We start from the raw sequence: 14,550 nt of genomic DNA on the forward strand, positions 1-14,550 counted from the left end.
GCGATCTGCGCAAATGGGGCGGATGACGGCCGGACGGGTGGCCTTGACGCAACCCTGATGCCCCCTGATGCCCCCTGATGCACGAAACCGGGGCCGCGCACCCTGACGGATGCGCGACCCCGGCCTCGTACGGCTGTGTGAGCGCCTCAGCGCACCTCGGTGATCTCCGGGCCGCGGGCCAGCTGGCCCATGCCGCCGGAGAAGCGCGAGGGCTCCTGGCCCTCACCCTGGGAGCTCTCGGCGACCATCTGCGCGTCGTCGGGGAGCTTCAGGACGATCGGGTCACGCGGGGCCATCGGGCCCTCGCCGCGCACCACGACGGTGTCCTTGAAGATCTGCTCCAGGAGACCGGCCGCCTGCGGCTGCACGGCACCCTGGCCCGAGATCACGCCGCGCAGGAACCAGCGCGGGCCGTCCACGCCGATGAAGCGCACGACCTGGAAACCGCCCGTGCCGTCCGGCAGTTGCACCGGCACCTGGGCACGCAGTTCCCAGCCGAGCGAGCCCTCGACCTCGTCGATCACACCACCCTGCTGAGTGATGCCGGAGGCGATCTCCTCGCGGACCTCGCCCCAGATGCCCTCCTTCTTGGGGGCGGCGAAGGCCTGCAGCTGGATCGCGCTGTCCTGGAGGACGACGGTCGCCGCGACGATCGCGTCGCCCGCGACCTCCACACGCAGCTCCATGCCCTCCACGCCGGGGACGAAGACTCCGCCCAGGTCGACCCGGCCCTCGCCGGGCTCGCGGACCTCGGAGGCGTCCCAGGGACCGTCGGGACGGGGCTCGGGCTCGAGCCGGACGCGGTCCGACTCCTGCTCGTCCGAGTCGACGCTGCCGACGCTGTCAGCGTTCTCAGCGAACTGCTCGGCCTCGCCGGCCGCATCCTCGGCGGCGCCGTTCTTGTTACGACGTCCGAACACGTCACTGTCCTTCCCGGTCGGATACGACCGAAGCGTATCGATTCCCACCCTTTTGACCGTCCGCGCCACTGTCGGCAACGGTCGGGCCACCCACGGCAGCGTGCCCGCCGGTGGACCCGAAGCCCCCTCCGGCCCGCACCGAATCGGGAAGCTCCGCGACCTCCTGGAAGCGGACCCTCTCGACCTGCTGGACCACCAGTTGGGCAATCCGGTCGAAGCGCTCGAACCGCACGCTCTCGCGCGGGTCGAGATTCACCACGATCACCTTGATCTCCCCACGGTACCCGGCATCCACCGTCCCTGGGGCATTCACCAGAGCCACGCCGCAGCGCGCTGCGAGGCCGGATCTGGGGTGCACAAAGGCCGCGTACCCCTCGGGCAGGGCGACCGACACACCGGTGGGCAGGACGACCCGCTCACCGGGCGCGAGTTCGCACGCCTCGGTGGTACGCAGATCCGCTCCGGCGTCGCCGGGGTGCTCGTACGAGGGCAGCGGCACGTCGGGGTCGACGCGCCGCAGGAGCACGCCGAGTTCGCTGCCGGGGCCGCCGGACACAATGCTCACGGGTTCACCTCGAAGGCGCGGGCGCGCCTGACCTGGTCGGGGTCGCTCATGGCCGCCTCGATCTCTGCCGGGCGGCCGTTCTCGATGAAGTGGTCGACCTTGACCTCGATGAAGAGGGCTTCGGCACGCACCGCCACGGGCCCGTCGGGGCCGCCGATCCGGCCGGTCGCGGTCGAGTAGATCTTGCGGCCGGCGACGGCCGTCACCTCGGCGGACAGATACAGCACCGTGTCCACGGGAACGGGCCGCACGAAGTCGGTCTCCAGGCGGCCGGTCACGGCGATGGCCTGAAGCAGCCAGTTCAGGGAGCCGAGCGTCTCGTCGAGCGCGGTAGCGAGGACCCCGCCGTGCGCGAGACCCGGCGCGCCCTGATGCGCGGGGCGCACGGTGAACTCGGCGGTGACGGTGACGCCTTCACCGGCCCGCGCCTCCAGGTGCAGCCCGTGCGGTTGGTCGCCGCCGCAGCCGAAACAGTGTCCGTAGTGCGCGCCGAGGAGCTCGCCGGGGGCGGGCGCGTCGGGGTGCCGCACCGGGGCTATGGCGTCGGCGGGGGGCGTCAGAGCTGCAGAAGTACCACTCACAGCCGCAGACCTTACCCGCGCGTCCTATCAGTGCACGCATCGTGCCAAGCTTGACCCCATGGAGCTCTCGACGACGCCTTACGACGAACGACTCACCGCGCCCCGTACGTGGTGGTTGATCACGTTCATGGTGGGGGTTGTCGGGGCCATCATCATGCTGCCCTTCGGCCCGTTGCCACTGCTCGGCGGCTTCGTCGTCGGACTGGTCGTCGCGGCCGTGATCACCAGCTCGTACGGCTCGGCGCGGGTCCGTGTCGTGGCCGACTCGCTGGTCGCGGGCGACGCGAAGATCCCGCTGTCCGCGCTCGGCGAGGTGCACGTGCTGGACGCGGAGGAGGCACGCGCGTGGCGCACGTACAAGGCCGACCCGCGCGCCTTCATGCTGCTGCGCAGCTATGTCACGACCGCGGTGCGGGCGGAGATCACGGATCCGTCGGACCCGACGCCGTACGTCTACCTGTCGACGCGCGACCCTGAAGCTTTGGCAAAGGCTCTGAGCCGCGCCTGAACTCCGGGCCGCGCCCGGCGAGGGCGGGGTCAGGCCCCGATCTCCAGGGCGTCGGGCGGCTCCTCCAGGGGCGACTGTTCGTTCAGCGCCTCCCAGGGGACCTGGTGTCGCCGCAGGTCCTGGCGTACCCGGTCGGCCAGTTTTCTGGTGTCACGCCGGTTCATGAACGCTCCCACGGCCGCGCCGATCATGAACGGCGTCAGGCTCGGAAGGTTCCGCACCATCCGCTTCATGATCTGCTGCCGCAGCTCGCGCTTCATCTGCCCGCCGAGCGCTGCGTTGACCGTGGTCGGCTTCGCCACGTCGATGCCGCGCTCTTCCGTCCATGCGGTCAGGTAGGCGCCGCTACGGGCCTTCAGGGCCCCTGGCGGGCGCAGTCCGTAGACCTCGTGCAGCTCGGCGATCAGCTTGAGCTCGATCGCGGCCACGCCGGTCACCTCCGCGGCCAGTTCGGTCGGCATCGCGGGCGGTACGGGCAGCATCGCGGCGGCGCCGACTCCCGCACCCACGGTGGATGTTGCTGCGGCCGCGCCCGTGACCAGCTTGTCCGCGAGCTGTTCCGGGTCGAGACCGGGGAACTGCTTGCGGAGGGTCGCCAGGTCCCGCACGGGAACCCGCGGCGCGATCTCGATGATGCGATCGGCGAGATAGCCGATCGAGGCCTTGGCGGCCGCGCCGCCCTTGGCCAGCCCCGTTCTGGCTGTTCTGGCACTTCTCGCGACGGCGCCGCCTCTGCGCGCACCGTCACCGCCGGCCGCCGGGGCCACCGGCAGTTCGCCCGTCGACGCGTGATCGTCCGCCGATTCGAGCGAGGCGTCTTCTCCGGGGGCACCGGGTACAGCACCTGGTGCTCCTGGGAAAGAGCCTCGCTCGTCGTCACGCACGGCCTCTGACGGGCCTTGAGCCGCCCCGCGGTCCTTCTTGTTGCGGGAGCGGCGCTTCCAGGGCGGGGTCGAGCTGGTCATGCCCGACCCGCCCTCAGTCGCAGTCGCGGCAGATGGGCTGCCCGTTCTTCTCCCGCGCGAGCTGGCTTCGGTGGTGCACCAAGAAGCAGCTCATGCAGGTGAACTCGTCCTGCTGCTTGGGCAGGACACGGACGGCCAGTTCCTCGTTCGAGAGGTCGGCGCCCGGAAGCTCCAGGCCCTCCGCCGCCTCGAACTCGTCCACGTCGACATTCGACGCCGACTTGTCGTTACGCCGCGACTTCAGTTCCTCAATGCTGTCTTCGTTGAGGTCGTCATCGGTCTTGCGTGGGGTGTCGTAATCCGTTGCCATGTCGCTCTCCCCCTCTGGGTGTCTTCGGTGTCTCAAGCGCCGTAACGCATGAGAGGCCGGACTTGTGCCCGACCTGAGGCGGAGATTTTGCCTCACATCAAGGTCTGTTACTCAATCGACACCCAACTGGATCCCTCACGAGTGATCGTCTTGGGTGGCGAACGGGACCGTACACGGTCCGATTGCCGCACTGCACAGGCGCCACCCCGTGTACTTCCCGTGATCAAGGCGCCCGAAAACCCGGACTTTCCCGGCTTTCACACGGCTTTTGCGATCACGGAGAGTGGACGGCCGAAAAAAAGCCCATGTGATCGATCACACACGACAATCTCCGGCGCAGGTCCGGAAAATTCAGCCAAAAGCGAACGTCCCCAGCGCGTCGGCGGAAGCATGTCAGATCCATGCGCCGCACGCACGTTGAACCGAGCTAGATCGGCAGGGTGACCCGCATCACGAGCCCACCCCCCTCGCGTGGCTCGGCTGTGATGCGGCCGCCGTGGGCGCGCGCGACGGACCGGGCGATGGAGAGCCCGAGGCCCACGCCCTTGTCGCTGCCGGTGCGCTCGGTCCGCAGCCGCCTGAATGGTTCGAAGAGGTTGTCGATCTCGTAGGCGGGGACCACGGGACCCGTATTCGCGACCACCAGGACCGCCTGGCCGTGCTGGGCCTCCGTGTCCACCTCCACCCATCCCCCTTCGGGGATGTTGTAGCGGACCGCGTTCTGTACGAGGTTCAGGGCGATGCGCTCCAGGAGCACGCCGTTGCCCTGGATCACCGCTTCCTTGCACTCCCCGCGGATCTCCACGCCCTTCTCGTCGGCCTCGGACCTGGCCTGGTCGATCGCCTGCGAGGCGACCTCCGCCAGGTCCACGGGCTTGCGCTCGACGATCTGGTTGTCGCTGCGGGCGAGCAGCAGCAGGCCCTCCACGAGCTGCTCGCTGCGCTCGTTCGTGGCGAGCAGTGTCTTGCCGAGCTGCTGGAGCTCCACAGGGGCGCCCGGATCGGAGAGGTGCACCTCCAGGAGGGTGCGGTTGATCGCGAGCGGCGTACGCAGCTCATGGGAGGCATTGCCGACGAAGCGCTGCTGCGCCGTGAAGGCGCGCTCCAGGCGGTCCAGCATCTCGTCGAAGGTGTCGGACAGCTCCTTCAGCTCGTCGTCCGGTCCGTCCAGCTCGATGCGGCGCGTCAGGTCCGTGCCGGCGACCCTGCGCGCGGTGCGCGTGATCCGGCCGAGCGGGGACAGGACACGGCCCGCCATGGCGTAGCCGAAGGCAAAAGCGATGACGGCGAGGCCCATCAGGGCCATCAGGGAGCGGCTGAGAAGCACGTCGAGAGCGTGCTGGCGCTGCTTGTTGACGCAGCCGTTCATCAGATCGTTCAGCTCGCTCGCCGAGATGTTCCCCGTCGGGAAATTGCAGCTGGCGCTGATGACATGCCCGTCGGTGACCTTGAACGGCAGGTCGCCGCCCACGTCGAGGGCCTGCGCGGCCAGGAGGTAGATGATCGAGAGCAGCAGGATGCCCGCGATGAGGAACATGCCGCCGTACAGCAGTGTGAGGCGTATCCGGATGGTCGGGCGGAGCCAGGGGAAGGGCGGTTCCGTCTTCGTCCCGGGCTTCCATGTCGGTTTCGGTGGCGCCGGAGAGGGTGGCGCGGGTGCGGCGGCCATCTAGGGATCAGATCCGGTAGCCCGAGCCGGGCACGGTGACGATGACGGCGGGCTCGCCCAGCTTGCGGCGCAGGGTCATCACGGTGACCCGCACGACGTTCGTGAACGGGTCCGTGTTCTCGTCCCAGGCCTTCTCCAGGAGCTGCTCGGCCGAGACGACGGCGCCTTCACTGCGCAGCAGCACCTCGAGGACCGCGAACTCCTTGGGAGCGAGCTGGATCTCCTTGCCGTCCCGGAACACCTCACGGCGGTTCGGGTCGAGCTTGATCCCCGCGCGCTCGAGCACGGGTGGCAGCGGCATGCTCGTACGTCGCCCGAGAGCCCGCACACGGGCCGTCAGCTCGCTGAACGCGAAGGGCTTGGGGAGGTAGTCGTCCGCCCCGATCTCCAGGCCCTCCACGCGGTCGCTGACGTCGCCGGAGGCGGTCAGCATGAGGATGCGGGTGGGCATGCCCAGCTCGACGAGCTTGCGGGCGACGTCGTCGCCGTGCACAAGCGGGAGATCGCGGTCGAGGACGACCACGTCGTAGTCGTTGACGCCGATGCGCTCCAGGGCGGCCGCACCGTCGTACACGACGTCGACGGCCATGGCCTCCCGGCGGAGTCCGGTGGCCACCGCATCGGCGAGCAGTTGCTCGTCCTCGACGACGAGTACGCGCACGTCGTTTGTCCTTCCTCTGGTCGCCCACCGGCGCGTTTCTCGGGCACGCGGGCAGGTCGGGTGTGGGGCTGTGGTCACCATCCTGCCCCTTTCGGCCATAAACCGGCTGTAAGACGGACGGGGCCCCGGGGAATGCGGGATTTTTTCTGCGTAGGCCGAGGTTTCTCCGGAAGGGAGCTTGGGGAGGACGGCTGTACATCCGCGATCACGCTTTGTATGTGGCATGCCACGAGCCGCTGTAGAGACCGCCCTCCGCCAGGGCTGCCTCGGGACGTGATCGCCCCTTCCAAGGGCACACCCCCGTGCCATCGACCCACGACCCAGGATGAGGGGGCGCAACCATGGACGCATTCACCGCAGGACTTCTGCAGCGCATCAAGGCGGCCGAGACCGACCTGACGCTGGCGCGCGAGACCGGTGACGACTTCCTTGCCGAGGTCGAGCAGGGCGAACTGGACGACCTCCGCCGCCTCGCCGCCGAGCACGGCGTGGAGGTTCACGCCTCGAGCGTCTGACGCACGTACGAAGGCCCCGGCGCCTGGTTGATCCAGGCGGGCGCCGGGGCCCTTTCGCGTTCCGCGAGTGCGTGAGCCGTTGGCCGTTGGCTGTGAGCCGTTGGCCGGGGCGCTCAGTCGTGCCAGGCGCCGAGTTCTTCCAGCCAGTTCTGAAGCGGCTCGAAGACGCCGGGGGGCGCCGCGATCGTCAGCTCCGGGGAGAGCGGCTCTCCGGGACGGCCTCCGGTGAGGGCGCCCGCCTCGCGCGCGATGAGGTCGCCGGCCGCGAAGTCCCAGGGGTTCAGGCCGCGTTCGTAGTACGCGTCCATGCGCCCGAGCGCCACGTCGCACAGGTCGATCGCGGCCGAGCCGCCGCGCCGGATGTCGCGCACGCGCGGCACCAGCTGACCGAGGACCTCGGCCTGGCGGGCGCGGCGCGACTCCAGGTAGCCGAAGCCGGTGCCGACCAGCGCCTGCTCGAGGGGCGGCGCCACGCGCGGGTGCGCGGGGCGGTCGTTCACGAAGGCGCCCTCGCCGAGGACGGCGCGGTAGGTCTCGGCGCGCATCGGGGCGGCGACGACGCCGACGAGCGTCTCGCCGTCCTTGCGGGCCGCGATGGAGACGGACCAATCCGGGCGTCCGTAAAGGTAGTTGACGGTGCCGTCGATGGGATCGATCACCCACTGGACGCCGCTGGTGCCCTCCACGGAGGAGCCCTCCTCGCCGAGCACCCCGTCGTCGGGGCGGCGCTCGGCCAGGTAGTCGGTGATCAGCTTCTCGGAGGCGATGTCCATCTCGGTGACGACGTCGACGGCGCTCGTCTTGGTGGCGGCGACACCGAGGTCCTCGGGCCTGCCGTCGCGCAGGAACACGCCGGCCCGCGCCGCCGCCTCCAGGGCGATCTCGAGCAGTTCCGCCTTGAGGGACGTGAGGTCGCCTGCGGTGTGGGCAGCCTCGGTGGCCCTGGGGGCCTGGGAGTCGGTCACGTCACTGTCCTTACGCGTACGGGCTGTCGGCGCCGGCGGCGGCCGGCTTGGGGGCGCGGGCGGGGCAGCAGCCCACGGGACACAGGTCGTGGCTCGCGCCGAGCGCGCCCAGGGCGCACGGTGTGACGTTCCTGCCGCTCTCGGTCGCGGCCCGTTCCAGGGTCAACTCCCGTACGGCGGCCGCGAAGCGCGAGTCGGCTCCCACGGTGGCGGAGCGGCGCACTGGAAGACCCAGCTCCGCGGCCTTCGCCTCGGCCTCGGTGTCGAGGTCGTAGAGGACCTCCATGTGGTCGGAGACGAAGCCGATGGGCACCATGACGACGGCCGGGACGCCCGCCGCGTGGCGCTCCTCCAGGTGGTCGCAGATGTCGGGCTCGAGCCACGGGATGTGCGGGGCGCCGGAACGCGACTGGTAGACGAGCTGCCAGGGGTGGGCGACACCGGTCTCCTCGCGCACCGCGTCGGCGATCAGCTGCGCGACATCCAGGTGCTGCTTCACGTACGCGCCCCCGTCGCCGTGCTCCTCGGGCCGCCCGGAGGTGTCGGCCGCAGCGGTCGGGATGGAGTGCGTGGTGAAGGCGATGTGGGCGCCGGCGCGGACGTCCTCGGGGAGGTCGGCGAGGGACTTCAAGACGCCCTCCATCATGGGGCGCACGAAGCCGGGGTGGTTGAAGTAGTGCCGCAGCTTGTCGATCTTCGGCGGTTCCAGGCCCTCGGCCTCCAGCGCGGCGAGCGACTCCGCGAGGTTCTCGCGGTATTGGCGGCAGCCCGAGTACGAGGCGTAGGCGCTGGTGGCGAGGACGAGGATGCGGCGGTGGCCGTCGGTGACCATCTCGCGCAGCGTGTCCGTCAGGTACGGCGCCCAGTTCCGGTTGCCCCAGTAGACCGGCAGGTCCAGGCCGTGCTCGGCGAAGTCCTTGCGCAGGGCGTCGAGCAGCGCCCTGTTCTGGTCGTTGATCGGGCTGACCCCGCCGAACAGGAAGTAGTGCTGCCCGACCTCTTTGAGCCGCTCCTTGGGGATGCCCCGGCCGCGCGTCACGTTCTCCAGGAACGGGACGACGTCGTCGGGGCCCTCCGGACCACCGAACGAGAGCAGCAGCAGGGCATCGTAGGGGCGGGCATCAAGGCTGGCAGCGTGCGCGTCTGGCATGTCTTCGATCCTCCCACCCGGCACTGACAGGCGGAAAACCGCGTGTCGCCCGGGCCGTGACACGCGTAAGCTGTATCCACTGCTTTTACGCCTTACCGGAGTCGAGTTGCCCAGCCCCTACCGCGCCATATTCGCCCTGCCCGGAACCAAGAGCTTCTCCGCGGCCGGGCTCCTGGGCCGGATGCCCCTGTCCATGATGGGCATCGGCATCGTCACGATGGTCTCCCAGTTGACCGGTCGCTACGGGCTCGCCGGCGCCCTGTCCGCGACAGTCGCCCTGTCCGCCGCGCTGATCGGGCCGCAGATCTCCCGACTCGTCGACCGGCACGGACAGCGCCGGGTGCTGCGGCCCGCCACTCTGGTCTCGCTCGCCGCCGTCACCGCTCTCCTGCTGTGCGCGAAGTACACGGCGCCGGACTGGACCCTGTTCGCGTGCGCGGCGCTCGTCGGCTGCGTCCCGAGTGTCGGCTCCATGATCCGGTCACGATGGGCGGCCCTCTACGGAGACGTCCCGCGGCAGCTGCACACCGCGTACTCCTTCGAGTCGGTGCTGGACGAGGTGTGCTTCGTGTTCGGGCCGATCATCTCGATCGGACTGTCCACCGTGTGGTTCCCGGAGGCGGGCCCCCTTCTGGCGGGCTGTTTCCTCGCGGCCGGTGTCTTCTGGCTGACGTCGCAGCGAGCCACGGAACCCGTACCGCACCCGCGTGAACAGCACACCCGCGGATCGGCGCTCCGCGCGCGTGGTTTGCAGGTTCTGGTGGCGACCTTCGTCGCGACGGGGGCGATCTTCGGGTCGATCGACGTCGTCACGGTGGCCTACGCCGAGGACCTCGGCCACAAGTCGATGGCCAGCGTGGTGCTCGCCGTCTACGCGACCGGCTCCTGCCTCGCGGGCGCCCTGTTCGGCCTGCTGCACTTCAAGGGGGCGCCCGCTCCCAGGTGGCTGGTGGGTGTCGTCACGATGGCCGTGAGTATGATCCCCCTCCAACTGGTCGGGAACCTGCCACTCCTGGCCGTGGCGCTCTTCGTCGCGGGCCTGTCCGTCGCACCGACGATGATCACGACGATGGCCCTCGTCGAGCAGCACGTACCGCGCGCGAAGCTGACCGAGGGCATGACCTGGGTGAGTACCGGACTCTCGGTCGGCGTCGCGCTCGGCTCCTCCGTGGCCGGCTGGGTGATCGACGCGGCCGGGGCGGGAGCCGGGTACGCGGTGCCGGGGGTATCCGGCGCCGTCGCGGTCGTCGTCGGGCTCCTCGGCTATCGCCGGCTGAAGCGGCCGGTTGTTCCGCAGCGGGGAGGAAGCACCAATGAGCAGGTCGCAGACGGGAACGCCGGGCACGCCGGGGACGCGGACGGGCAGCCGGAGGAGCAGCCAAGCCTGGCGTAACTGGGCGGGGAACGTCACGGCACGCCCCGTGCGCGAGGTGACGCCCGCGTCCGTCGAGGAGCTGACAGCGGCGGTACGCGGCGCCGCGGAGGACGGCCTGAAGGTGAAGGCCGTCGGCTCGGGCCACTCCTTCACCGCGGCGGCCGCGACCGACGGGGTGTTGATACGCCCTCAACTGTTGACCGGGATCCGCAGCATTGACCGGGTGAACGGGACCGTCACGGTCGAGGCCGGTACACCGCTCAAGCGACTCAACATGGCCCTGGCCCGCGAGGGCCTTTCGCTCACGAACATGGGCGACATCATGGAGCAGACGGTCTCCGGCGCCACCAGCACCGGCACGCACGGCACGGGCCGCGACTCCGCGTCGATCGCCGCGCAGATCAAGGGACTTGAGCTGGTCACCGCGAGCGGAGAACTCCTCGTCTGTTCCGAGAAGGAGAACCCCGACGTCTTCGCGGCCGCCCGCATCGGTCTCGGCGCCCTCGGCATCATCACGGCGATCACCTTCGCCGTGGAGCCGATCTTCCTGCTCTCCGCGCGCGAGGAGCCGATGTCCCTCGACCGGGTGCTCACGGACTTCGAGGAGCTGCACGCCGAGAACGAGCACTTCGAGTTCTACTGGTTCCCGCACACGGGCAGCTGCAACACCAAGCGCAACAACCGCAGCGCGGGCCCGGAGGCCCCCGTCTCGAGGCTCAGCGGCTTCGTCGAGGACGAGCTGCTCTCCAACGGCCTGTTCCAGGTGGCCAATTCGATCGGCCGCGCGGTGCCCGCCACGATCCCGTCGATCGCCAAGGTCTCCAGCCGGGCACTGTCCTCCCGGACATACACGGACATCCCCTACAAGGTCTTCACATCACCGCGCCGCGTGCGCTTCGTGGAGATGGAGTACGCGCTTCCGCGCGCGGCCCTGGTGGACACACTGCGCGAGTTGAAGTCCCTGGTCGACCGCTCGCGCCTGCGGGTCAGCTTCCCCGTGGAGGTCCGCACCGCCCCGGCCGACGACATCGCGCTGTCCACTGCGTCCGACCGCGACACCGCCTACGTAGCCGTGCACATGTACAAGGGGACGCCGTACCACCGGTACTTCACCGCGGCCGAGCAGATCCTCACCGCCCATGAGGGGCGCCCGCACTGGGGCAAGATACACACGCGCGACGCGGACTACTTCACGCGCGCGTACCCGCGCTTCGGCGAGTTCACGGCGCTGCGCGACCGCCTGGACCCGGACCGCGTGTTCGGCAATGCCTATCTTCGGCGGGTCCTCGGCGACTGACCCGCCGGCCCCCGGAGGGGCGTGCATCGGGTCACTCCGACTGCGGCTGGGCGTCCGAGCCCGGTGTGGGCGCGGTGGTCGGGTTGGTGGTGCTGCCACTGTCCGAACCGGAATCCGAGCCGTTGTCGGAGCCCGAGTCCGAACCGGAGTCCGAACCGGTGTCGGAACCCGAATCGGAGCCCGAATCGGAGCCCGAATCGGAGCCCGAGTGGGAGGAGCCGCTGTCCGAACCGGAGTCCGAGCCGCTGTCCGAACCGCCGGTGTCACCGTTCGTCGGGGTGGCGCTCGGGTCCGGGGTGGTGGTGCCTGAGTCGTCGTTGTGCTGCGTACCGGTGTCCGAGCCGGTGTCACCGCTGTCGGACGGCGCCGGGGTGGTGTCCGGAGTGGTGTCGCCGCCGGACGAGGAGCTGCGCCCCTTGAAGGCGTCGCCGATGGTGGTGCCACCGCCGCTCCCACCGCCGAAGGTGTTGCCCGACACCAGTTCGTACGTCGTGATGCCGCCCATGGTGACGCCGAACACGAGCGCCGCGGCGATCAGCGGCCGCTTCCAGCTCTTGATGCCCGAACGGTGCACGGTGCCCTCGGTGAACTCGTCGCCCCCGGTGAACTCGTCGTCGAGGTCCGCGCCGCCGTCGACGTCCTCACCGTCCGGGACGCGCAGCATCCGCGTGGCCACGTCGACCGTCTCCGGCTTGATCAGCTGGGTCTTCTCGGGATCGGCCGCGGCGGCCGCACCCGCGGTGCCCAGCAGTCGCGTCTTGTCGGTGTCCTCGTCGGGCAGCAGGTCGGCCACGGCGCCCGTGTCGAGCAGTTGGGTGCCCTCGGTGGCGGTGGTGGAGACCCGCTCCATGGCGGTGACCTGCTCGACGGCGGAGGCCTGCGGCAACGCCGTCGTCTCATCGGCATCCGCGGCCGGGGTCTTCCGTGTCCCCCAGGTCGTGGTGGTCGGCAGTGCCGTCACGGCCGGTCGCGCCGCGGGCGGCTCGGAACCCGTGACCATGGAACTCGTGGCGCCCATCGAGGAGTCCGAGCGGAACGTACGGGGCACGGGCCTGCCCTCCGCCGTCACCGGCACCTGCCGGGTCTTCGGCTTCACGACGTCCTTGACGTCACGTATCTGCTCTCCGGTGCGCTTGAAGAAGTGCTGGAAGAGCGTGCCACCGCAAGTGGCGAGCGCACTGACCACGCCGGCGCCGAGGATCGTCCCGTAGACACCGAGCCCCGAGGCGAGCTTCGCGGCCACGACGGCGGCGATCGCACTGCCCGCCACCTGCGGGACGCTCAGATCCAGCCGCTTCCCCTTGGGCTCTTCCTCCATGTCCTCGGATATGTCCTCGGAGATCTCCGGCTTCCTGCCCATGATCGGAACTTTCCCGCCCTTCTCGACAAAACCACCCATGCACCAACGAAGCTCCCAAGAGTAAGCGAACTCCCTAGGACACAAGAGAAAGGACGTATCGGAGGAGGAATCAGTTCCGGTTCCGGAGGTTTCGTGAAGCAGAACACGCGGACCCCACACATCACCCGCCAGGGTCGGAGAATCCCAGCCCCAACTCCCGCTCCCCGACAGAACTTCAACAGCGTGCCGATCCACGCAAGTGGCCCGAATGGAGTACTGTTGCCAGCCCTGGGCCCGGTCTCCCGCCAGGGTGCTCGAGTCCTGCCAGGACCGTGGGGAGGGGGTTCGCTGCACAGGGTGACGGTGTCCGTCACTTAGCGTTGCGAATAGGTAACCGTGCCATAACGGCGTACCAGGGCCCATGCCCGACACGCCGGGCAACTCGGCAAGGTTGTGGCAGGCTGCACCCGGGCAGGCCACACTCGACTAGCGGAAGCAGCGACGCACGTGACGTCGGCAGGCACCACCCGGGAGGTCCCCATGCCCGAACTGCGTGTCGTGGCCGTCTCTAACGACGGCACACGGCTGGTGCTGAAGGCTGCGGACAGCACGGAGTACACGCTGCCGATCGACGAGCGCCTCCGGGCCGCCGTACGTGGCGACCGTCCGCGCCTCGGCCAGATCGAGATCGAGGTGGAGAGCCACCTCCGCCCGCGCGACATTCAGGCGCGTATACGGGCAGGCGCGACCGCGGAAGAGGTCGCGCAGTTCGCCGGCATCCCGGTCGACCGGGTGCGCCGATTCGAGGGCCCCGTGCTCGCGGAGCGCGCGTTCATGGCCGAGCGTGCCAGAAAGACCCCCGTGCGCCGCCCCGGCGAGAACGCCGGGCCCCAGCTGGGCGAGGCGGTGCAGGAGCGCCTCGTGCTGCGCGGCGCCGACAAGGACTCGGTCCAGTGGGACTCCTGGCGCCGGGACGACGGCACGTGGGAAGTCCTGCTCGTCTACCGGGTCGCGGCCGAACCGCACTCGGCGAGCTGGACGTACGACCCGCCCCGCAGGCTGGTCCAGGCCGTGGACGACGAGGCGCGCTCGCTGATCGGCGAGTCCGAGGACATCGGCACGCCCGAACCCACGTTCCCGTTCGTGCCGCGTATCGCCCGGCTGCCCAGGGACCGCCCCCTCGACCGTGCCCTGGACCGGCAGCTCGAGCGGCCCGCGCCGCCCGTGGAGCCGGAGCCCGAAGAGACCGAGCTGCCGGCGATCACCTCGTCGGCCCCGCCGGAGCGCGACTCGCTGACCAGCCTCCTGGAGGCCGTGCCCAGCTACCGCGGCGACCTCGCGGTGCCCGAGCGTCCCGCCGTGGCTCCCGAGCCGCCGCAGGAGGAGCCCGAGCCGCCCGCGGCCGCCGAGGTGGAGGAGCCGGCGGCGCCCGCGGCGTCGGCCGGGGCCGGATCGGCGTACGCGGACATCCTGATGCCGCGCGCCGTCGCCGGCCACCGTGACCGCCTCACCGGCACCACCGACCGCCAGGCCGAGGCCGACGGAGTACGGCCCGGCCGCCGCGCCGCGGTGCCGAGTTGGGACGAGATCGTCTTCGGTACGCGCCGCAAGAAGCAGGAGTAGTCACTTCTTGCGTCACGAGTAGCAAGCTCTTGTACGCAGAGGGGGGGGGGGCCGGGCGGGGGGGGCGGGGCCCCCCCGCGCGGGGGGGGGGTTGGGGGGGCCGGGGC

15 protein-coding genes are annotated in these 14,550 nt (G+C 70.1%); 5 read left to right on the forward strand and 10 right to left on the reverse strand.

Annotated features, from left to right (window positions below; all coding sequences use genetic code 11):
- Positions 1 to 146 precede the first annotated feature (146 nt).
- From ABT004_RS20140 to ABT004_RS20150, 3 genes are read right to left on the reverse strand one after another with little or no spacing between them, the layout of a single operon-like run.
- Positions 147 to 920 carry a DUF3710 domain-containing protein gene (locus ABT004_RS20140; RefSeq protein ID WP_351338560.1) on the reverse strand — a complete coding sequence of 258 codons (774 nt, stop codon included), beginning with the start codon at positions 918 to 920 and terminating at the stop codon, positions 147 to 149.
- A 1-nt stretch (position 921) separates the two neighbouring features.
- Positions 922 to 1,476 carry a dUTP diphosphatase gene (gene dut / locus ABT004_RS20145; RefSeq protein ID WP_451190191.1) on the reverse strand — a complete coding sequence of 185 codons (555 nt, stop codon included), beginning with the start codon at positions 1,474 to 1,476 and terminating at the stop codon, positions 922 to 924.
- A gap of 5 nt (positions 1,477 to 1,481) precedes the next feature.
- Positions 1,482 to 2,066, reverse strand: coding sequence for a PaaI family thioesterase (locus ABT004_RS20150; RefSeq protein WP_351338563.1), 585 nt, complete (start codon positions 2,064 to 2,066; stop codon positions 1,482 to 1,484).
- Positions 2,067 to 2,124: 58 nt separating this feature from the next.
- On the opposite strand from ABT004_RS20150, the gene ABT004_RS20155 reads away from it, so the two are divergent.
- The gene (locus ABT004_RS20155; RefSeq protein ID WP_351338565.1) at positions 2,125 to 2,574 is read left to right on the forward strand and encodes a DUF3093 domain-containing protein; all 450 of its coding nucleotides are present in this window, start codon (positions 2,125 to 2,127) and stop codon (positions 2,572 to 2,574) included.
- Positions 2,575 to 2,603: 29 nt separating this feature from the next.
- Here ABT004_RS20155 and ABT004_RS20160 read toward each other — a convergent pair whose 3' ends face one another.
- The 4 genes from ABT004_RS20160 to ABT004_RS20175 all read right to left on the reverse strand — a co-directional run bounded on the left by ABT004_RS20160 (position 2,604) and on the right by ABT004_RS20175 (position 6,179).
- Positions 2,604 to 3,539, reverse strand: coding sequence for a hypothetical protein (locus ABT004_RS20160; RefSeq protein WP_351338568.1), 936 nt, complete (start codon positions 3,537 to 3,539; stop codon positions 2,604 to 2,606).
- A gap of 13 nt (positions 3,540 to 3,552) precedes the next feature.
- Complete coding sequence (locus ABT004_RS20165) at positions 3,553 to 3,849, reverse strand: DUF4193 domain-containing protein (protein ID WP_018535993.1); 297 nt, start codon at positions 3,847 to 3,849, stop codon at positions 3,553 to 3,555.
- 427 nt (positions 3,850 to 4,276) lie between these two features.
- Complete coding sequence (locus ABT004_RS20170) at positions 4,277 to 5,518, reverse strand: sensor histidine kinase (RefSeq protein ID WP_351338571.1); 1,242 nt, start codon at positions 5,516 to 5,518, stop codon at positions 4,277 to 4,279.
- 7 nt (positions 5,519 to 5,525) lie between these two features.
- A complete protein-coding gene (locus ABT004_RS20175; protein ID WP_266714992.1) occupies positions 5,526 to 6,179 on the reverse strand; it encodes a response regulator transcription factor in 654 nt (217 codons plus the stop codon).
- A gap of 341 nt (positions 6,180 to 6,520) precedes the next feature.
- On the opposite strand from ABT004_RS20175, the gene ABT004_RS20180 reads away from it, so the two are divergent.
- Positions 6,521 to 6,694, forward strand: a complete 174-nt coding sequence (locus ABT004_RS20180) for a hypothetical protein (RefSeq protein ID WP_351338573.1) — start codon at positions 6,521 to 6,523, stop codon at positions 6,692 to 6,694.
- 113 nt (positions 6,695 to 6,807) lie between these two features.
- Here the strand turns inward: ABT004_RS20180 and ABT004_RS20185 are convergent, their stop codons facing one another.
- Positions 6,808 to 7,584, reverse strand: coding sequence for an inositol monophosphatase family protein (locus tag ABT004_RS20185; protein ID WP_351338594.1), 777 nt, complete (start codon positions 7,582 to 7,584; stop codon positions 6,808 to 6,810).
- Between the two features lie 85 nt (positions 7,585 to 7,669).
- Complete coding sequence (locus ABT004_RS20190; RefSeq protein ID WP_351338576.1) at positions 7,670 to 8,809, reverse strand: ferrochelatase; 1,140 nt, start codon at positions 8,807 to 8,809, stop codon at positions 7,670 to 7,672.
- 106 nt (positions 8,810 to 8,915) lie between these two features.
- Between ABT004_RS20190 and ABT004_RS20195 the strand changes: the two genes are divergently transcribed.
- Together ABT004_RS20195 and ABT004_RS20200 are read left to right on the forward strand one after the other, a co-directional pair.
- Entirely contained in the window at positions 8,916 to 10,202 is a 1,287-nt protein-coding gene (locus ABT004_RS20195) for an MFS transporter (RefSeq protein WP_351338578.1), read from the forward strand.
- A complete protein-coding gene (locus ABT004_RS20200) occupies positions 10,123 to 11,481 on the forward strand; it encodes a D-arabinono-1,4-lactone oxidase (protein WP_351338581.1) in 1,359 nt (452 codons plus the stop codon). Before ABT004_RS20195 ends, ABT004_RS20200 begins: the two co-directional genes overlap by 80 nt.
- A gap of 31 nt (positions 11,482 to 11,512) precedes the next feature.
- Here the strand turns inward: ABT004_RS20200 and ABT004_RS20205 are convergent, their stop codons facing one another.
- Entirely contained in the window at positions 11,513 to 12,841 is a 1,329-nt protein-coding gene (locus tag ABT004_RS20205) for a hypothetical protein (protein ID WP_351338584.1), read from the reverse strand.
- Between the two features lie 519 nt (positions 12,842 to 13,360).
- On the opposite strand from ABT004_RS20205, the gene sepH reads away from it, so the two are divergent.
- Positions 13,361 to 14,443 carry a septation protein SepH gene (gene sepH / locus ABT004_RS20210; protein ID WP_351338586.1) on the forward strand — a complete coding sequence of 361 codons (1,083 nt, stop codon included), beginning with the start codon at positions 13,361 to 13,363 and terminating at the stop codon, positions 14,441 to 14,443.
- Positions 14,444 to 14,550 lie beyond the last annotated feature (107 nt).

It is taken from the genome of Streptomyces sp. NPDC002790 (assembly GCF_040295505.1).
Taxonomy (GTDB): Bacteria; Actinomycetota; Actinomycetes; order Streptomycetales; family Streptomycetaceae; genus Streptomyces.